This window comes from Natrononativus sp. DTA114 (assembly GCF_059736515.1).
Genome location: NZ_JCASSN010000001.1, coordinates 1428715 through 1446338, shown reverse-complemented (window position 1 = coordinate 1446338; position 17624 = coordinate 1428715). Strand labels below are relative to the sequence as shown.

The window sequence follows — 17624 nt, the reverse complement described above, 5'->3', positions numbered from 1 at the left end:
CCTTCACACCGAACGAATGGCACAGTCGGTCCTGTTGACCGGGGCTGCGGGGCGCGTCGGCCAAGCGATCCTCGCCGACCTCGCCGACGAGTACGAGTGGCGCTTGCTCGACCGCGAGCCGCCCACCGAGGAACCCCCGGGCGAGTTCGTCGTCGCCGATATCACGGATACCGACGCCGTCCGCGAGGCGATGGCGGGTATCGACGCCGTGATTCACCTCGCGGGCGACCCGCGTCCCGAAGCACCGTGGGACAGCGTGTTGACGAACAACATCGACGGCACTCACACCGTCTTCCAGGCGGCCGTCGATGCGGGCGTCCGGAAAGTCGCCTTCGCCTCCTCGAACCACGCCGTCGGCGCGTACGAGACCGGCGAGCGCACGCCCGATCTCTACCGCCCACACGACGAGTTCCGCCTCGACGGCACCGAACTCCCGCGACCGGGGAACCTCTACGGCGTCTCGAAGGCGGCCGGCGAGACGCTCGGGCGGTACTACCACGACGAACACGGGCTCTCGGTGGCCTGCGTGCGGATCGGCAATCTCACGAAGGGCCACCCACCGATCGACTACGAGCGCGGCCAGGCGATGTGGCTCTCCTATCGCGACTGCGCTCACCTGTTCGATCGCTGCATTCGAGCGGAGTACGACTACGAGATCGTTTACGGCATCTCGGACAACGACCGGAAGTACTACTCCATCGACCGGGCGCGGAAGGTACTCGGCTACGAGCCACGGGACAACTCCGCCGACCACGACTGATCAGAACAGCCCTTCGACGTCCCGCTCCTTCGCCCGTCTGCGCTCGACGTGGCCCTCGAGTCGCTGAAAGACGATTCCCCGGTGAGCCGGCTCGCGGACGAAATCGAACAGTAACGTGATGAACCGGCTTCCGTCGTCCCCGGCCTCGAGATCTCGTTCTGCGTACGCTTGCGCCTGCTCGACGACCTCCTCGTCGTATCCCAGTTCCGCTGCGAGGACGACGGCCGCGACTCCCGTATCTTTGACGCCGAGATCGGCGAGCGTCGGCGTCTCCCCCTCGAGCGAGAGCCGAATCGGGCGGCGGCGCTCGATCACCTCGGGGTCGTCGGCCAGCCTCACGAGATACTCGCGTACGGGCTCGAGGTCGACCGTCCGGTAGGTCGCCGGCAGCGCCGCGAGATACTCGTGGCCGCTCGTCGCGAGCCCGGCGGCACCCTCCCAGTTGCGGTTTCGGGCGTGGTAGACGGCGGCTGTGAACTGAATGAGGCCGTGAAGCAACCGCTCGTCGTCGGTGCCGCTCTCGAGTTCGAGCCACGTCGGCTCCCAGGCGTCGTGGGCGGCGTGGTGGTAGCCGTCGTTGTAGATCGCCGCCCCGGCTCGGAGCAGGTCGCGCATGGCTCCGGATTCGGACTCGAGGGGAATAAGCGCCGCTGATCGAATAGTGGGACAGACACTGCGAGGCGAGTCGGAGTGACTCGCCCGACAGCCACGGGACTGATGCCGGATACGGTACCGCCTCCGACGGGGCGGGCAGACAACTACGAAATCGGGGACCGGGACACCGAATCGTCCCAACCGGCTATTGGCCGCCGCCGGTCAGGCGGTACTCGATACAATAGCTCGATGGTACATTATTATGAGTTTACTTAGGGCCGGGGCGGGCGCACAGTCGCGTTTAACAGACTGTTAACGTCAAACGACTGTTCAGCACTCGAACCCGTTTCCGCGACCCACTTCGCTCACCGTTTCGAGACGAGCTCTTCGCACGCTCAGCTCTCGTCGTCCTCCCACCGGAACCGCCCGTTCCGCTGGACGACCTGCACCCACCTTTTGTCTCGCTCGCGCCGCGGTGCGGCGTTCGCTCGCAAAAGCTGGACCAAAAAGTGGTCGATCAGACCTCGGAACCGTCTCCACGGCTCGCCTCGCTCACCGTTTCGAGACGAGCTCTTCGCACGCTCAGCTCTCGTCGTCCTCCCACCGGAACCGCCCGTTCCGCTGCACGACTTCACCGTCGATCTCGAGTCGCGACTCCTCGCTGACGTCGGTGATCATGTCGGTGTGAACGGCGGAATCGTTACCGGACTCACCCTCCGGCAGACAGGCGTCGTAGGCTCGCCCCACGGCGAGGTGGATCGTGTCGCCCATCTTCTCGTCGAAGAGGATGTTGTCGGTGTAGCGGTCGATGCCGCGGTTCATCCCGATGCCGAGTTCGCCGAGGCGGCGGGCGCCCTCGTCGGTGTCGAGGATCTCGCCGATCACGTCGGCTCCCTGGGCGGCGTCGTGGGAGACGACCTCGCCGCCCTCGAACTCGAGGTGGACGTCCCGGACCGCCTCGCCGTTGATCGTCATCGGCACGTCGAAGGTGACCTCGCCCTCGGTGCCGTAGGGGGCGGTGAACACCTCGCCGCTGGGGAGGTTGTGGGAGTCGTAGGCGACGGAGGCGGCGCTGTTGACCGCTGTCCGACCGTCGATCCGCATCGTGAGGTCGGTTCCCTCCGTGACGAGGCGTACTTCCTCACCCTCGTCCAGCAGCGCCTTCATCTGGGCCATCTCCTCGGCGAGTTCCTCCCAGTCGCGGAGAATCGCGTCGTAGGCGAACTCCTGGTACTCCTCGAACGCCATGCCCGCCTGCTGGGCGAGCGATCGGGTCGGGTGAACCGTCGACACCCAGCGAGTGTCGTACCGCGCTTCGCGCGTCTTTTTCCGGGCCTTTCGCCGCTGCTGTCGGATCTCGCTCGGCACGTCGGCCGTCGCGCTCGTGTTGCGCCCGCCCCCGACCGAGAGGTAGACGTCGGCGTTCTCCGCGAGCGCGAGTTCGTGGGCGGGATCCTCGTCGAACTCGCCGTCGTGGGCCCGCAGGTAGGCTCGCTCGAGTTCGCCCGAGCTGTAGGTCGCGAGCAGGTTCGCGCCGCGCTCGCCCAGTTTCTCGGCGACGGCGACCGCCAGTTCGTGAGCGTCGGGGCCGACGCTCAGTACGACGTCGTCTCCCGCTTCGACCCGCGCGCTCCAGTCAACGAGCACTTCGGCGTGCTCGGACACTCTCTCGTCCATATCCGTGGCTCTCGGTCGATCCACTAAACACCGTCCGTTTCAGCCGATCGTGCCGGAACCGTCATTCGAGGGGGGTGCGGAGTTCCCCGTAGACGTCCGGTGCGTGGCGAAGCTGTGCGTTTCCGACGAGGAAGGAGGGATCGACTCGAGCCGGCACCGAGCGCGGTCGGGGATCGTACCGCACACTCGTCCAGGACGGTCTTCGTTTCTGTGCTCGCTCAGACCGTCGAGGGGTCATCGCTCCCGGTCGCCCAGCGCGAGCGCACCAGCGTGACGACGGCGTACACTACGGGCGTGTCGAGGACGGCGATGGCGAGTTTGAGGAGGTACTGGCCGACCATCAGCGCGAGGACGGCCTCGAGCGGGAGCGCGACGCCGACGCCGAAGACGGTGGGTGCGAGCGCGAAGGCGACGCCGACGAAGATCACGGTGTCGATCGCCTGGCTGCTGGCGGTCGAGGCGACGTTTCGCAGCCAGAGGTGGTCGCCGTCAGTGTACTCCCGAATCCGGTGGAAGACGACGACGTCCCAGTTCTGGCTGACGACGTAGGCCAGCAGGCTGCCGGCGACGATGTTCGTCGAGGCGCCGAGGACGTCCGCGAACATCCCGGGGTCGATGCTCGTCTCGGCGGCCGGTGCGGCGATCGTCGACCAGACGAGGAGCAGAACGACGAAGTTCAGCGCGAAGGCGACGTTGACCACGATCTGAGCAGCCTTACGGCCGTAGAGCTCCGCGTAACAGTCGCTCGCGAGGAACGTCAGCGCGTAGGCGAGCGCCGCTCCCGGCAGCACGAGCTGCGCACCCGTCACCGGTAACTCGACCGGCAGGGAGAACGCGAGCACCTTCGAGGCTGTCAGCTGGGCGGTCACCAGCGCGGTGACGAAGAGGCCGATCAACGCCACCTGTGGAACGGTCGGATGGGCGACTCGAGTCTCGCTCATACGCCCCGTTCTCGCGAGCCCGTTGTAAACGGTGCTATTCTCCGATGGCCTGGACCATCCTAAACGACTCTCTCGAGAACCTCGTACTCCACCGCGGAGTCGGTCATCGAACCCACACGTATACACCCGTTGACACTGTGGGTGACGTATGGCATATCAGACGACGCTCGGCTGGTCGCTCGTCTCTTCCGGTATCGTGACCCTGATCCTCAAGGTTCTCCCCTGGGATTCGCTGTGGTGGGGGCTGCTGTTGCTGGTGGTCGGGATCTGGGTGCTGTACGTCCGACATCGGTAGTTCGAGACCGGCGTTTCCCCCGCCACTTAAGCTCTCGGAGCCTGCTTGCAGCAGCCGTTCCCCGCTGTCCGATGACCGTAACGTATGGTTCGACCGTCGACGATCGTCATCCTCGCTGGTGTTGGCTTGCTCTTCGTTCCGATCCCGCCGATCGCGACGATTCTCGGCGTGATCGTGATCATTCTGGGCCTGCTCATCCGGGTGTTCACGCAGAAGTAAGGTCATCGGCGGTCCGAGTCCAGTTCGCTCTCGAGCGAGAGCCACCAGAGCCGCGTCCGTCCCCGGATCTCGAGGCTCTCGAGGACGCCCTCCTCGACGAGCGTCGACAGGTAGGCGACCAGCTCTTCGGGCTCCGTTCCGAACTCGCCGGCGAGATACCGCGTGTTCACGACGGGCTGTGGCGCCGCTCGGATCGCGGAAACGATCGCGTCTGCGGTGAGCGGGTCGCCGTCGGCGGTAGTCGGTCGGTCGGCTGGCACGGAGATGGCTACGCGTCCAACGCGAATCAATCTCTCCCCCTGTCGCCGAGACGGGTGGTTCGCCCTCACCATCAGTCGTTACCCTCGGAGGTCGCGTGTGCGTTCGACTCGCCGGCGCCGACCGACTGACCGACCTTGTAGAGGATCATCGACGCGACAACAAAGGACGAGCCGACGAGCAAGAAGACGCTCACCAGGTCGAGCGCGCCGGTTCCGAGCCAGTTCGCGAGTTCGCTGATAGCGATCCCGGCGCTGGCGAGTACCATCATGATGCCGAAGTAGACGACCACGTCGTCCTCCTCGACCATCGTGGTCGCCGCCGAGCCGATCCGCGCACCGAGCGCGCTGCCGACCAGCAGCAAGGAGACGGCCGTCAGGTCGACGCTCCCCGACATCCCGTACGTGAAGGTGCCGAACGCACCCGAGAACAGCCCGGCGAACAGGCTGGTCCCGACGGCGGCGGTCAGCGGCGTCCCGATCAGGTAGTAGATCGCAGGCATGCGGATGAAGCCGCCGCCGACGCCGATCAGCCCCGAGATGAGGCCGACGCTGCCGCCGGCGCCGCTGATCGTCCACAGCGACGCCCGGCCGCCGGAGGTGAGGTCGATCATCGGCGGCACGTTGTACGACTGGATCTTCTTGCCGACCGCCGGTATCTCGTCGTCGTCGACGTCGTCCCCCTCGTCGTCCTCGTCCTCGAGGTTGTACGCACGGCGCAGGAACAGCGCACCGATCCCCGCCAGCAGGACGACGTAGGCGATGCCCGTGACGAGGTCGGCGATTCCCAGCGCCTCGAGGCCGAACACGAGTCGGCTGCCGAGTTCGATCCCGATCGAGAGGACGACGAACAGGATGGCGCCGAGCCTGTAGTCGACCTGGCCGACGTCGTAGTGTTTCAACACGGCGATCACGGAGGTACCGAAGTAAAACGCCAGCCCGCTGCCGATCGCGACCGGCGCAGGGTAGCCGAGGATCAACAGCGTCGGCGTGATCAGGAACGAGCCACCCATCCCGAAGAAGCCGAACAGTACCCCGACCATGAAGCCGAAGCTGACGAACAGCACCAACAGCCACAGTCCGAGTCCCAGTATCTCCATCGATTACGCGTTCGTGATCGTGTCGATCAGTGGCGTTGCGACTCGTTCGAGGGCACCGTAGCCGGCGTAGAGGACGATCGCCTGCACCAGGACGATTCCCACGAGGAGCGTTGCCTGTACCGGGGCCGAGAGCGCTGTGGAGTTGATCATGCGCCCCGACCTCCGTTCGCGTTCGGTAGTGTGCGGATCATGGATTTCTACTCATTGCTCTCTACCCGGAGTGGGCGTATAACGCTTTTGGGACTGGCGCACAATATTACTGCAGGATATGCCACGACTAACCAACGAGAATATCTGCATACGTTATCCGGATACAGCCGCTCCAGCGGTCGCCCGATTCGCGCTTCCACGTCGTATCATCCGCGTTATGGATCCGGGGTGATGGACGCCATTTCTGACGTTGGGGTGGTAGAGGAGCGAACCACGGTTCGTGAACGACCGAGGTCGGCCGACGGGTGCGTTCGAAGGCATCCGACGACCCGACACGCTATCACCGGCCGTGGTTCCCCGCCGACCGTCTGAATCGGATCTAATATTGGGTCTCCAAAACAATATTATGCCGTCGGTTCCTACGACGGGTATGAAAGCGGTACTCGCTACTGATCTCTCGGCCGCCAGCGAGGCGACAATCGAGAACGAAACCTGTCTCGAGTGTCTCGGACGAATCGGCATCGAGGAGATCCACCTCGTGACGGTCATCCCGTCGAACGTCCACGCCGGAATGCCGGGCATCGACTTCGAGAAGCGCCGGAAGAAGGCGATCAAGAGGTACCAGCGCGTCATCGAGGACGCCGGCTTCGACGTCGAGGTGCACGTCGTCCGCGGGACCCCTCATCGACGGATCCGGGGGATCGCCGAGACGATCGGTGCGAGCCTCACCCTCGTCGGCTCGCGCGGGAAGAGTCCGCTCGAGAACCGCGTCATCGGCTCGACGGCGCGCAACCTCGCGCGGACGACCGAGACGCCGCTGCTCGTCAACCGGATCGAGCGCGGGGCCGACGACCCGTCCGTCGTCAGACAGCACCTCTTCCAGCGGATGCTGTACGCGACGGACTTCTCCGAGAACGCCGAGCGGGCGTTCGAGGCGTTCTCGTACCTGCATCGTGCGACCCAAGAGGCGACGCTCGTCCACGTCGAGACGCCGAAGGACCCGGGGGTAGCCGAGGGGGACGATCCCGAATCGCGGCTGACTGCGCTGGCCGCTCGACTCGAGGAGTGGGGGATCGAAACCCGAACCGAAATACGTCAGGGCGATCCGGCCGACGAGATCCTCGCCGCAGAAGAGACGTACGACCCGACGACGATCCTCGTCGGCTCGCGCGGTCACAGCCGCCTTCGCAGGCTGCTGCTGGGCAGCGTCTCGGAGGACCTGGTCGCGCGAGCGAACGGGAACGTGATGCTCGTGCCGCCGTCCTGAGCGCGACACCACGTGCTCGAAGCAATGCCGCGATGAATCCCCCGATCGAGACTTGTTTTTATGATGTCGTTCGACGAACACTCGAGTATGGCACCCGACAACGACCTCCTGCGAACGCTTCTGCTCGTCGTCGCACTCGTCGTTCTCCTCCCGCTTTTGCTGATGCTCCTCGTCTGGCCGACCGTGGGAATGTGGGGCGGCGGCCACATGTGGGACGACGGGGCCGCGAACGGCATCGGCCCGACGCTGTCGTGGCTGGTGATCTGGCTCCCGCTGGTTCTGGTCGCCCTCGGCGGCGCCTACCTCCTCTACCGGGTCACAACGCCGTCTGAAAGGAGCGACCGCGATCCGGCACTCGAGGAACTCCGCCTCGCGTACGCCCGCGGCGACCTCTCTGATGAGGAGTTCGAACGACGCCAGGAGCGACTGCGGCGCAACGACTGAGGATCAGCCGATCGTCAGGACGCGGTCCGCCGACGTCACGATCTCGAGGAGATCGGCCATCGTCGACATCGGGCAGTACTCGCTTTCCTCGCTGTTGCGAAGCTCTCGGCACGTTTCACACGCCTGCAGATCGCCATCGGCGTCCATAAACGCCGTCATCCGGTCACGAACGTCGAACTGTTCATCGACGATCTCCTCGGCCTCGACGCCCTCCCCGAGGAGGAACACCGACACCTCGTGGCCGTCCTCGAGGGCCGTAATCCCGAGGCGCAGGGCGTTCCATGCCCGTTCGGGGGTCCGCCGTCTCGAGAACGATGCCGATCCGATCGACCGCCGTCTCCGTCGTCGCCATAGTAATGTGACGTGGACCCAATAATATAAACACCAGTGTCGAGAGCCCGATGGATTGTACCCACCAACAGTGCAGATGTCGCATTCAACCGCTTCACAGACGGATCGCGACCCCGTCTATATTGTAACTCATTTGGATAACCGTTATAGCGGCCCACCGTGTACGGGCACGCATGACCGAGTCACCGGACGACGAGCGAGCGCGGATCCTCGAGGCGAAAAAACGGGAACTCCAGCAGCGCCTCGAGGGCGAAGGCGATTCGGACGACGACTCCCGGACGGAGAGTCCGCCCGAGCCGATCACCATCGAGGGACAGACCCACCTCGAGGAGGTCGTCGGCGAGTACGACGTCGTCCTCGTCGACTGCTACGCCGACTGGTGTGGCCCCTGTCAGATGCTCGAGCCGACGCTCGAGGCGCTGGCCGCCGACACCGACGCTGCGGTCGCAAAAGTCGACGTCGACGCCCACCAGCGTCTCGCCCAGCAACTGGGTGCTCGTAGCATTCCGACGCTCGTTCTGTACGCCGACGGCGAGCCAGTCGAACGGCTGCTCGGCGCCCAGGATCGGGCGACGCTCGAGGGGCTGATCGATCAGCACAATTAACCAGTAGCGTTGCTGTAGAGTTCTGCCTATCGCCCGGACCCACGACTGAAGTCGTAGGCTTCCGCCATCATTGTATCAATTATCGTAACTGACGATGGAACGGAAGCCGCCGTACGACATGCGCTCCATATCGAATGGCATCTCCTCATCGAAGTTGTCCGAATCCATCGCGGGGTCTTCCGCCACCCTCGTGTTCACCTCGTCGCGGTGGTCCCGCGATTCGAAGACGATAAACGAGAACACGACCGTCTCGTCGTCTCCTGTTTCTGCGAGCTGTGGGAAGGTCACCATCGGCATGCCGTCCATGTCGGGTTCCATATCGTCTCCGACCCCTTCGAAGTACTCGAGCGCGCCATGCTCTATCCAAAGCTTCCCAGCCTCGTCGGCCATTTCGCGATACGCATCGATCTGCTCGTTCGGGATCGGAAGGACGTATCCATCGACGTATCGTTCCATAACAATCGTACGGAGGACGCGACGGGAATTGAAGCTTTTTCACCCCCATCGGAGTATCTTCTCCGTCGATACCGCGAACTCACTGTTCCTATTTTCAGCAGCAAACAGCAGCATTACGGATAAACCGAGAATATCAGTGTGTCGCTGAACTTGACACTAGGGGGATCTTGCAAACAGTAAGCCCTAATATTTTAATTCTGGTACGCAACAGCCACGGTAATGGAATTGTCAATGGAGGTGTGACTATTGAACGGTATGACTGTTCTAAGTGCGTCAGTAATATATCACAATTGGTTCGCAGCAGGGACAGTTGATGAGACGATTTCCGTTGTGATTTCGATGATAGCTGGACTGTATGTGATATACTGCGTTGTTTCACCGTCGACAGAGAGGTGAAGACGTTTGTAGCTTCCTCGAGCGACGCGGGAACCGGCCATATGCCGGACCGACCTGCTGGTTGCTTCCAGGGGCGTATCGAATATCATATCAACGATCAGAAGGGGACCGGCAACACGGATTATACCTGACGTTAACGAGGGAGAACCGAGGCCCGATCCGCAATAACTATGTTTGATTTGATCGAGTCAACAGCCGGTTGGGAAGGGGAAAGTGTTCCTGACGATCTGACTGTACGAATGTCAAACGTGGGTGTGACGTTTGATGCCTACATATCTCTTCGAGATATCCTCATCGTTTATGGACACATCCTGAATGAAGTCCTCACAAACCATAGCTTTGGGACGAATATAACCGTTAAATATATTCCCGAGACCGAGCGGCTAAAGATCTACTCCCGAGGTCGAGAACTCGATGTATCATACGAAGATGCGCTGCAGGGCTTTCGGTCGCTATTGCGAAGCATATTTGACGAGCTTGATCAGAACAGTGACCCGACCTCCCGACAAATAGCACTGGATCGGATACAGTCTGCGATCGGGGATACACCGTACGAATTTGACGTGTACGGACTGTACGCTGATTTGAGTAGCTAGGGCCCGTCGACTTCGTTCCCGGTCGGCTCGGTCACACCAATTTCACTTTATCAGATAGTTTTCTCAATCCCAGGATGTAAGAGCGAAAAACGACGTCAGTCAGCACCCGTGGGCGTGGTTTCGGCGCCTGCGCGCTGGCTGCGCCAGACGCCCTGGGCGTAGGCGCCGACGAACATGCCGGCGAGCGCCCAGAGGATGGTGACGTTGCCGACCCCGAGGCTGGCGTAGGCCGCGCCGGGACAGATTCCCGACAGCCCCCAGCCGACGCCGAAGACCGCCCCGCCGATCAAGACGTTGCGGTCGAAGGATTTCAGCCGCCGGCCGTAGACGTCGCCGGTCAGCGGCGCGCGGTAGAAGAGTCTCGGCACCAGCGCGAACGCCAGGCCGGAGACGACCGCCGCGCCGCCCATGACGAATAGCAGCCCGAAGTCCTCGAATTGCAGGAAGTTCAGGACGACCTCGGGGCGGGCCATGTGGCTGAACCCGAGACCGAAGCCGAAGAGCAACCCGCCGACGAAGATCAGCGGCATGAACAGGGGGTGTCGATTCCGGCTCATATTACGGTGTCACCCCCAGGGCCATGACGACCTGGGCCGTGCCGATCGCAACCGCCAGGAACGTGAGCACACCGACGATCGAGGTCTTCGAGGCTGAGCCGACGCCACAGACGCCGTGGCCGGAGGTACAGCCCTTGCCGATCCGGGTGCCGATCCCGACGAGGATGCCGCCCAGGAACAGCCGCCAGGGCTGGACGTCGGTGAGCCAGATCGTGACGCCGCCGACCTCCCGGAGCTTACCGGTCGAACCGGCCTGGTAGAGACCGCTCGAGACGAGCCCGGACTGGAACGTCAGGGCGTAGACGAACGCGCCGGCGACGATCCCGAGCGTGAAGACGACTCGCCAGTCCCGCGAACTGCGGTAGCGCTGGAACCGGGACTGGTCGGAGACGTACGACAGCGTCGACTCGAGGAACGTGCTCGCGCCCGCCGGGATGCCGGTGCCCAGGTAGATGACGACCGCGCCGAGGCCGACGAGCAGCCCCCCGACGGCGTAGCGGCTGATCCCTTCGGGGAAGAGCGTCTCGATCAGCGCCGGGGTGATGAGTTCAGTGACCATTCGACTGGTGGGTGGGCTCAGTCACCGGCCAGCGAGTCCTGGCTGGCGGCGCAGTTGTTCGGGCCGAGTTCGAGTTCGAACGCCTCCTCGTCGGCGGTTTCCTGCTGGTCGAGGTTCGTCGCGATGATCTCCGCGTAGTTGGCCGGCCGAGGCGGCATGTCGGAGAGGATCAGTTCGACGAACTCGTCTTCGGCCATCGTCAGCGCGGCCATCTCTTCGACGAGCTGGCCGATCGATTCGGTGTAGGTGCCGTCCGCGGCCGGCGCGGCCGCGTCGCTGAAGTGTGCCCCACCGATCAGAGTGTCGTCGGGCAGCGTCAGCACGCGCTCCTGGAGCGACTCGTAGAGCTGGCTGGCGGCGTCCGCTGCACCCTCGTCGCCCTCCTCCAGGTCGGGCCGGGCGACGCTCTCGACGAACAGCCCGTCGCCGGTGGCGAGCAGTTCGCCGTCGATCAGGTAGGAGGTCATCCCGGAGGTGTGGCCGGGCGTGTAGACGGCTTCGATCGTGGCGTCGCCGACCTGAAACTCGTCGCCGTCGGCGGCCAGACCCATCTCGTCGGCGTAGGTAACCCCGCGGTCGACCGCTGCTTCCGGGATGACGCCCTCGACGCCTTCCTCGACGAGGTTGCGAACGCCCGAGACGTGGTCGGCGTGGACGTGTGTGTCGATCGCGTACGTCAACTCGACGCCGAGTTCCGCGGCGTCCTCGAGGTAGCGATCCGTGAACGCGCGCAGAGGATCGATCACGGCGGCCTCGTTGCCGTCGTAGACGAGGTAGCCCAGACAGCCCGAGGAGGGGCGCTGGTACTGCAGGAGCGTCCCGGCACCGCCGTAGCGCTCGACCTCGACGGCCTCGTAGATGCGCGCCCAGCCGTTCATTCCCTCCTCGAGGTGGACCGCGTCGTAGCCGCGCTCTTTCAGCGCGCCGGCGACGTACTCGCTCGAGCCGCCCTTCGCACAGAGGACGACGATCTCGCGGTCGTCCGGAATCCGTGCAAGGACGTCGTCGTCGATCTCCTCGTCGAGGAACTCGAAGTACGGAACGTTGATCGACTCGACGTTCTCGCCGTCGATCCGCCACTCCTCGTAGTCCGCCTCCATTCGGGCGTCGAGCAGCACGACGTTTTCACCCGCGTCGATGCGTCCTTTCAGTTCAGCCGGCGTCACCGATCCGATCTCGACGTCCGGCGTTGGGAAGTCCATGTCGTCCATGTCGTACACGAACCAGTACCGGCCGCGAGCACTTAAGAATTTGCATAGTATGTCCCCAAACACACAATACAGTAGCCAGGTTAATAGGTGCTGACACCACTTTGACGGGGGTAAACGATGGTATAGCTCGAGGTTGTCCGCATCCGGGGCGAAGTAGTTGTTCGAATATCGTGCAATAACCAACATCCTTTTATGGGTGCAACCGATATTGTGTGGTAGCTCCAATACAGAGCACGAGATTATGAGTTCGGAACACGACACCACAGAGACGCTCGACGTGAAAGGACAGTCCTGCCCGATGCCCATCGTGAAGACCAAACAGGCGATCGACGACCTCGCGGCCGGCGACGTCCTCGAGGTCGTCGCCACGGATTCGGGCAGCATGAGCGACATCCAGGGCTGGGCCGCCGGAACCGACGGGGTCGACCTCCTCGAGCAGGTGGAAGGCGACGACGTCTACACCCACTACGTGCAGAAAACGGCATAAGGTACGATGAGCACTGACACACCCTCGGCGGCCGATACTGACGACGGCGAGCCGACGAGCGACGCCGAACTCGAGGCACGTATCGAAGAGTTAGAGGAGAAAATCGCCACGCTCGAGGCCGAAACCGACGACGGTCAGAAGAAGATGACGATCGTCGCGACCCAGGGGAGTTTGGATATGGCGTACCCGCCGCTGATCTTGGCGAGCACGGCCGCCGCCTTCGGCTGGGAGGTTATCGTCTTCCACACCTTCTGGGGGCTCGACATCCTCCACGAGGAGAAATCGAAGAACCTCACGTTGAGTGCGGTCGGCAACCCGAACATGCCGATGCCAAACGCTCTCGCCGCCCTCCCCGGAATGGATCGGATGACGACGAGGATGATGCGGAAGAAAATCGACGAGAACGGCACCGCCACCATCGAGGAGCTGATCGACCTCTCGCTCGAGAGCGGCGTCGACCTGCAGGCGTGTCAGATGACCGTCGAACTGATGGAGTACGACGAGGAGGACTTCTACGACGGAGTCACTACCGGCGTCGGCGCAGCCACCGCCATTCAGCACATGGCCGAATCCGACGTTCAGCTGCTCGTATAATACCGCCAATGCGCGGACCTCGATCCACGCCTTCGATCCAGTACCCTCCGACGCTGTCGATCCGACCACGCTGAACCAGTCGTTCACAGCGCCCGTCGTCGGTTCTTCCCCACGTGAACACGCCTCTGTACCGTTGGCTCCGATGGGCCGGCCCGTTCCCGGCTCTGGGCCTTGAACCGCACCGGCGGTTCGCTTCGCTCGCCGCGTCTCCTTCGAATACGCCGGCAGTCCACCCCGTGCTGCTCGTCTGCTGGTCGCAGCTTTCCTGGGCCCTGCCGGATTTGAACCACGTCGACGGCTCGCTTGACTCGCCGTCGCCTAATTCGAACCGTCAGTGCGTCGTGAATTTGCTCCTCGCGTCCACTCGTCGCAGAATTCATGGGCCTGACGGATTCGAACCCCGGTCGGAGCAACGCTCCTCCCTGGTTCAAATCGACAGCTCATCACTTCACGCCGTTCGCATCGCTCACGGCGTTCGAGTGGGCCCTGCCGGATTTGAACCAACGACCACTCGGTTATGAGCCGAGCGCTCTAACCAGACTGAGCTAAGGGCCCTCAAACTCCACGACCCGTGCGCGATAGTTAACGCTTACTCTCCGGGTTCGAGAAAAAACCGTCCGACCCGCGGCGGTTACGCGGTGAGCGTCGCGAGTTCGTCGTCGCTCAGTTCGGCCTCGAGTTCCTCATGAGTGTGGGACTCGAGAATCTCTTCGCGCTCGCTGGCACTCAGCTCGTCGACGTCGTCGAAGCAGTGGCACATAGCATCCGAACCGACGGCGTCGAGCCGCATAAAGGCTGTTAGCACCCCGCGTCCTGTTGTGTAATACACCGCGAAACCTGCGAATGCTTACCATCGAGAACCACCGATTTACTAGGGCGTGGTTTCGAACCCGCTATCGCCGTCAGGTTTCGTCCTGGTACTCTGCCAGCGTCTGGTCGGTGCCGTCGACCCGGTGGCGCGTCGCCAGACCGGCCAGGTGGGGGGCTTCGGGGACGATGAGCTTCTCGCAGGCGGTCCGGCAGGCGTTCTTGCTTCCCGGGAGACAGAACACCGGCGTATCGCTCGCGATGCCGGCAGTCGCCCGCGAGGCCATCGCCCGCGTGCCGACCTCGTCCCAGGAGAGCGAGCGGAACAGTTCGCCGAAGCCCGGCAGGTCGCGCTCGAACAGCCCCGCCGCCGCTTCTGGGGAGACGTCGTCGGCGGTGACGCCCGTTCCCCCGGTCGTGATCACCACGTCGATCTCGCGGCGGGCGACGAGACTCCGCACGGCGGTCCGGATCGTCGCGTAGTCGTCGCGGACGAGCACCCGCTCGCGGATCTCGTGGCCCTCCGCCTCGAAACAGTCGGCGACGGTGTCCCCGCCGGGGTCGTCGGGGTCGGCTTCGGCCGCCTTCGAACTCGAGACGGTCACGATCGCGACGTACAGCGGGTCGATGATATCGTGTCCGTGGTGGTCGGTGCTTCGTCGGTCGGTCGCATCGTCTGTCGTCATCTGTCGTGATATGGTGGGCGCGGGAGCATAATCGCTGCCCATGCCCACAGTGCGGCGACAGGGGCCGACCGAGGGACTCCCGCGCTTCTCAACCGGTTCGCTGGTCGTCCTGAGGGATCGTCACCATCTCGCCCATCGAGGTCGGTGCGGGGTTGTCGTAGCGCGACCAGTCCGCCTCGAGTTCGGCGTCAGTGAGCAGGCAGTCGTCCAGCCGATCGTGGAGAGCGTCCATCGAGACGTTTCGGCCGATCAGCGCCAGCCGACACTCGCGGTCGCCCCACTCCTCGTCCCAGACGAGGTCCGGCTGGCTCTCCCGGTAGGTCTCCTGCTGTTGTTCCGAAAAGCTCGCGATCCAGCGCCCGGTGACCTCGAGGCTCGTCTCCGTTCCGGCGTAGCTCATCGTGATCGCCGCGCGTTCGCGGCCGGCGAGCCAGCACAGCCCCTTCGCGCGGACGAGACCGTTGGGTAGCTCCCGGAGAAGGGCGGCGAACCGCTCGGGGTGGAGCGGGCGGGTCCGCTGGTAGGTGTCGACCTCGATGCCGTAGCGCTCGGGCGGATGCGTGTGGTCGTGATCGTGGTGGTGGCTGTCGTCGTGATGGTCGCCATCGTGGCCGTGCCCGCGCTCTCTGTCGCCGTCTTTCGGGTGCTCGGAGTCGATTTCGTCGTCTTCGGGGCCGGCGGCGGCATCCGCGTCGGCTTCGATCACCCGCTTCCAGCCGGCCGACTCTCGAGCCGCGGTGAGGTCGAACCGGCCGGTGTCGAGCAGTTCCTCGGGGGCGATCGCTCCGTACTCGGTCGTCAGAACCTCCGCGCGGGGCTGGAGCGTTTCGAGCAGTGTCACCACCCGGTCGCGCTCGTCGTCGCTCACGAGGTCGCACTTGTTGACCACGAGCAGGTCGCAGAACTCGACCTGCTCGAGCAGCAGATCCGCGATCGGGCGCGCCCCGCTCTCGTCTGGGCCGTGTCGCTCCGGAACCTCGTCACCGTCGGCGAACGCGTCGTGGAACGCGCGGGCGTCGACGACCGTCACGAGTTGATCGAGATCGTAGGGGCCGCCGGCGGGGCCCCGAACGAACTGGTGGGCGATCGGCTCGGGTTCGCCGACGCCGGAGGCCTCGACCACGAGCGCGTCGAACTCGTAGCGCTTCCAGAGTTCGATCACCGAGCGCGAGAGTTCGGTCCCCAGACTACAGCAGATACAGCCGTTCTCGAGGGCGGTCACCTCCGCGCCCGTCTCGAGGTCGGTGCGCGCTTCGACGAGGTCGGCGTCGACGTTCACGTCCCCGACGTCGTTGACGACGAGGGCGATCTCGCGGTCGTCGCTCTCGAGGAGCCGCGAGAGCAGGGTCGTCTTTCCGGCGCCGAGGCCGCCACAGAGGATCGTAACCGGGACGGACATTCGTTAGTCGTCTGCGAGCGCGAGCTCTCGTTGCTCTTTCGGTTCGAACGGGTCGGAGTAGTCGGACCACTCCCCGCGCTCCCACTCCTCGTCGGTGAGCAGGCAGTCGTCCAAGTCGTCGACGAAGCCGGGTTCGTCGAACTCACGGCCGATGAAGACGAGCCGGGTCATCCGGTCGCCCCACTCCTCGTCCCAGTCCTCCTCGAGTTCGGGGCGGGCGGCGAAGAACTGCTGGTGCTCGGCCTCGGAGACCGTCGCGAGCCACTGACCGGTGGCTCCGGCTCGGATCGAGCTTCCCGCCTTGTCGATACCCATTGCGACGTCCTCGCGGCCGGCGCTCCAGAAGAAGCCCTTCGCGCGGACGATCTCGTCGGGCAGTTCCGGCAGGAATCGGGCGATACGCTCGGGGTGGAACGGCCGCTTTCGCTCGTAGACGAAGGAGGTGACGCCGTGTTCCTCCTGGGGGTCGTGGTGGTGGTCGTGCTGGAGTTCGTGTTTCCACCCCGCCGAGTTCTGGGCTGCGGCGAAGTCGAAGCGACCCGTTCCCAGAATCTCGTCGGGGTCGACGTCCCCGTGTTCGGTCCGGATGCGTTTCGCGCGCGGCTGCAGACGCCCGAGGACGGCCTCGATCTCCTCGAGGGCGTCGTCTGGGACGAGGTCGCACTTGTTTACGAGCAGGACGTCACAGAACTCGATCTGGTCGAGCAGGACCGATTCGGGGACCCGCCCGGGCTGGGCCGAGAGCTCGCCGTTCGTGAGGTCGCCGCCGCTGTCGAACGCGTTCCAGAAGCTGTAGGCGTCGACGACGGTGACCATCGTGTCGAGTTCGTACGTACCCGTGGGATCGAAGCTCGCGTCCTCGAAACCAAGCGCGAACGTCTGGGCGACCGGCACCGGCTCTGAAATCCCCGAGGACTCGACGAGCAGGTAGTCGAAGTCCCGTCGCTCGGCGAGGCGGCCGACCTCGTCGAGCATGTCGCCGCGCAGCCGACAGCAGATGCAGCCGTTCGAGAGTTCGATGATCTCCTCCTCGCCGCCGAGGTCCGACTGCTGGGTGACGTGCTCGGCGTCGACGTTCACCTCGCCCATGTCGTTGACGACGACGGCGACCTCGAGGCCGTGGTCGGCCGTCAGGACGTGGTTGAGGACGGTCGTCTTCCCCGCGCCGAGGCTTCCGCTCAGTACTGTTACTGGGATGGGGTCGTCGCTCATACGG

Annotated in this window: 23 protein-coding genes, 1 tRNA gene and 1 pseudogene; 8 read left to right on the top strand and 17 right to left on the bottom strand. The window is 64.1% G+C overall.

The genetic code is table 11. The annotated features are described in order from the left end of the window. Positions 1 to 16 precede the first annotated feature (16 nt). Positions 17 to 760, top strand: coding sequence for an NAD-dependent glucose-6-phosphate dehydrogenase Azf (gene azf, locus AC6I6S_RS07450; RefSeq protein ID WP_497949119.1), 744 nt, complete (start codon positions 17 to 19; stop codon positions 758 to 760). Here azf and AC6I6S_RS07445 read toward each other — a convergent pair whose 3' ends face one another. The 4 genes from AC6I6S_RS07445 to AC6I6S_RS07430 all read right to left on the bottom strand — a co-directional run bounded on the left by AC6I6S_RS07445 (position 761) and on the right by AC6I6S_RS07430 (position 3972). Further along, positions 761 to 1375 (bottom strand): DUF309 domain-containing protein, encoded by a 615-nt coding sequence (locus tag AC6I6S_RS07445; protein WP_497949117.1) that lies wholly within the window; start codon positions 1373 to 1375, stop codon positions 761 to 763. 561 nt (positions 1376 to 1936) lie between these two features. Further along, entirely contained in the window at positions 1937 to 3031 is a 1095-nt protein-coding gene (locus AC6I6S_RS07440; RefSeq protein ID WP_497949116.1) for an aminopeptidase, read from the bottom strand. Positions 3032 to 3092: 61 nt separating this feature from the next. Beyond that, the gene (locus AC6I6S_RS07435) at positions 3093 to 3215 is read right to left on the bottom strand and encodes a hypothetical protein (protein ID WP_497949115.1); all 123 of its coding nucleotides are present in this window, start codon (positions 3213 to 3215) and stop codon (positions 3093 to 3095) included. Positions 3216 to 3249: 34 nt separating this feature from the next. Then, entirely contained in the window at positions 3250 to 3972 is a 723-nt protein-coding gene (locus AC6I6S_RS07430; protein WP_497949113.1) for a queuosine precursor transporter, read from the bottom strand. Positions 3973 to 4120: 148 nt separating this feature from the next. Between AC6I6S_RS07430 and AC6I6S_RS07425 the strand changes: the two genes are divergently transcribed. Both AC6I6S_RS07425 and AC6I6S_RS07420 read left to right on the top strand, forming a co-directional pair. Continuing rightward, entirely contained in the window at positions 4121 to 4267 is a 147-nt protein-coding gene (locus AC6I6S_RS07425) for a hypothetical protein (RefSeq protein ID WP_497949111.1), read from the top strand. 84 nt (positions 4268 to 4351) lie between these two features. Further along, positions 4352 to 4486 carry a transporter gene (locus AC6I6S_RS07420; RefSeq protein ID WP_497949109.1) on the top strand — a complete coding sequence of 45 codons (135 nt, stop codon included), beginning with the start codon at positions 4352 to 4354 and terminating at the stop codon, positions 4484 to 4486. Between the two features lie 2 nt (positions 4487 to 4488). Here the strand turns inward: AC6I6S_RS07420 and AC6I6S_RS07415 are convergent, their stop codons facing one another. The 3 genes from AC6I6S_RS07415 to AC6I6S_RS07405 all read right to left on the bottom strand — a co-directional run bounded on the left by AC6I6S_RS07415 (position 4489) and on the right by AC6I6S_RS07405 (position 5993). Next, positions 4489 to 4746 carry a hypothetical protein gene (locus AC6I6S_RS07415; protein WP_497949107.1) on the bottom strand — a complete coding sequence of 86 codons (258 nt, stop codon included), beginning with the start codon at positions 4744 to 4746 and terminating at the stop codon, positions 4489 to 4491. A gap of 71 nt (positions 4747 to 4817) precedes the next feature. Then, complete coding sequence (locus AC6I6S_RS07410) at positions 4818 to 5843, bottom strand: sulfite exporter TauE/SafE family protein (protein WP_497949105.1); 1026 nt, start codon at positions 5841 to 5843, stop codon at positions 4818 to 4820. A gap of 3 nt (positions 5844 to 5846) precedes the next feature. Further along, positions 5847 to 5993, bottom strand: coding sequence for a DUF7512 family protein (locus AC6I6S_RS07405; protein WP_497949103.1), 147 nt, complete (start codon positions 5991 to 5993; stop codon positions 5847 to 5849). Positions 5994 to 6423: 430 nt separating this feature from the next. Between AC6I6S_RS07405 and AC6I6S_RS07400 the strand changes: the two genes are divergently transcribed. Beyond that, on the top strand, positions 6424 to 7260 hold the full coding sequence (locus tag AC6I6S_RS07400; protein ID WP_497949101.1) for a universal stress protein: 837 nt from the start codon (positions 6424 to 6426) through the stop codon (positions 7258 to 7260). 87 nt (positions 7261 to 7347) lie between these two features. Continuing rightward, positions 7348 to 7704: an SHOCT domain-containing protein gene (locus AC6I6S_RS07395; protein ID WP_497949099.1), complete on the top strand. Its 357-nt coding sequence runs from the start codon at positions 7348 to 7350 to the stop codon at positions 7702 to 7704. A gap of 3 nt (positions 7705 to 7707) precedes the next feature. On the opposite strand, the pseudogene AC6I6S_RS07390 reads toward AC6I6S_RS07395, so the two are convergent. Beyond that, positions 7708 to 8056: pseudogene (locus AC6I6S_RS07390) on the bottom strand (DsrE family protein). Between the two features lie 172 nt (positions 8057 to 8228). Between AC6I6S_RS07390 and AC6I6S_RS07385 the strand changes: the two are divergent. Continuing rightward, a complete protein-coding gene (locus tag AC6I6S_RS07385; protein ID WP_497949097.1) occupies positions 8229 to 8660 on the top strand; it encodes a thioredoxin family protein in 432 nt (143 codons plus the stop codon). A gap of 75 nt (positions 8661 to 8735) precedes the next feature. Here AC6I6S_RS07385 and AC6I6S_RS07380 read toward each other — a convergent pair whose 3' ends face one another. The 4 genes from AC6I6S_RS07380 to AC6I6S_RS07365 form a co-directional block, all read right to left on the bottom strand. Further along, positions 8736 to 9116 (bottom strand): DUF1428 domain-containing protein, encoded by a 381-nt coding sequence (locus AC6I6S_RS07380; RefSeq protein ID WP_497949095.1) that lies wholly within the window; start codon positions 9114 to 9116, stop codon positions 8736 to 8738. A gap of 1087 nt (positions 9117 to 10203) precedes the next feature. Continuing rightward, on the bottom strand, positions 10204 to 10665 hold the full coding sequence (locus AC6I6S_RS07375) for a YeeE/YedE family protein (protein ID WP_497949094.1): 462 nt from the start codon (positions 10663 to 10665) through the stop codon (positions 10204 to 10206). Between the two features lies 1 nt (position 10666). Then, positions 10667 to 11224 carry a YeeE/YedE family protein gene (locus tag AC6I6S_RS07370; protein WP_497949093.1) on the bottom strand — a complete coding sequence of 186 codons (558 nt, stop codon included), beginning with the start codon at positions 11222 to 11224 and terminating at the stop codon, positions 10667 to 10669. A gap of 17 nt (positions 11225 to 11241) precedes the next feature. Continuing rightward, the gene (locus AC6I6S_RS07365) at positions 11242 to 12435 is read right to left on the bottom strand and encodes an MBL fold metallo-hydrolase (RefSeq protein WP_497949311.1); all 1194 of its coding nucleotides are present in this window, start codon (positions 12433 to 12435) and stop codon (positions 11242 to 11244) included. A 241-nt stretch (positions 12436 to 12676) separates the two neighbouring features. On the opposite strand from AC6I6S_RS07365, the gene AC6I6S_RS07360 reads away from it, so the two are divergent. Next, positions 12677 to 12922 carry a sulfurtransferase TusA family protein gene (locus AC6I6S_RS07360; protein ID WP_497949091.1) on the top strand — a complete coding sequence of 82 codons (246 nt, stop codon included), beginning with the start codon at positions 12677 to 12679 and terminating at the stop codon, positions 12920 to 12922. 6 nt (positions 12923 to 12928) lie between these two features. Beyond that, the gene (locus AC6I6S_RS07355; RefSeq protein WP_497949090.1) at positions 12929 to 13516 is read left to right on the top strand and encodes a DsrE/DsrF/DrsH-like family protein; all 588 of its coding nucleotides are present in this window, start codon (positions 12929 to 12931) and stop codon (positions 13514 to 13516) included. A gap of 480 nt (positions 13517 to 13996) precedes the next feature. Here the strand turns inward: AC6I6S_RS07355 and AC6I6S_RS07350 are convergent. The 5 genes from AC6I6S_RS07350 to AC6I6S_RS07330 form a co-directional block, all read right to left on the bottom strand. Then, positions 13997 to 14071: transfer RNA gene (locus AC6I6S_RS07350), tRNA-Ile, on the bottom strand. A 76-nt stretch (positions 14072 to 14147) separates the two neighbouring features. Beyond that, entirely contained in the window at positions 14148 to 14276 is a 129-nt protein-coding gene (locus AC6I6S_RS07345) for a hypothetical protein (RefSeq protein WP_497949088.1), read from the bottom strand. 142 nt (positions 14277 to 14418) lie between these two features. Beyond that, on the bottom strand, positions 14419 to 15009 hold the full coding sequence (locus AC6I6S_RS07340) for a MogA/MoaB family molybdenum cofactor biosynthesis protein (protein WP_497949087.1): 591 nt from the start codon (positions 15007 to 15009) through the stop codon (positions 14419 to 14421). Between the two features lie 88 nt (positions 15010 to 15097). Continuing rightward, complete coding sequence (locus AC6I6S_RS07335) at positions 15098 to 16408, bottom strand: CobW family GTP-binding protein (RefSeq protein ID WP_497949085.1); 1311 nt, start codon at positions 16406 to 16408, stop codon at positions 15098 to 15100. A 3-nt stretch (positions 16409 to 16411) separates the two neighbouring features. Then, positions 16412 to 17620, bottom strand: coding sequence for a CobW family GTP-binding protein (locus AC6I6S_RS07330; protein ID WP_497949084.1), 1209 nt, complete (start codon positions 17618 to 17620; stop codon positions 16412 to 16414). Positions 17621 to 17624 lie beyond the last annotated feature (4 nt).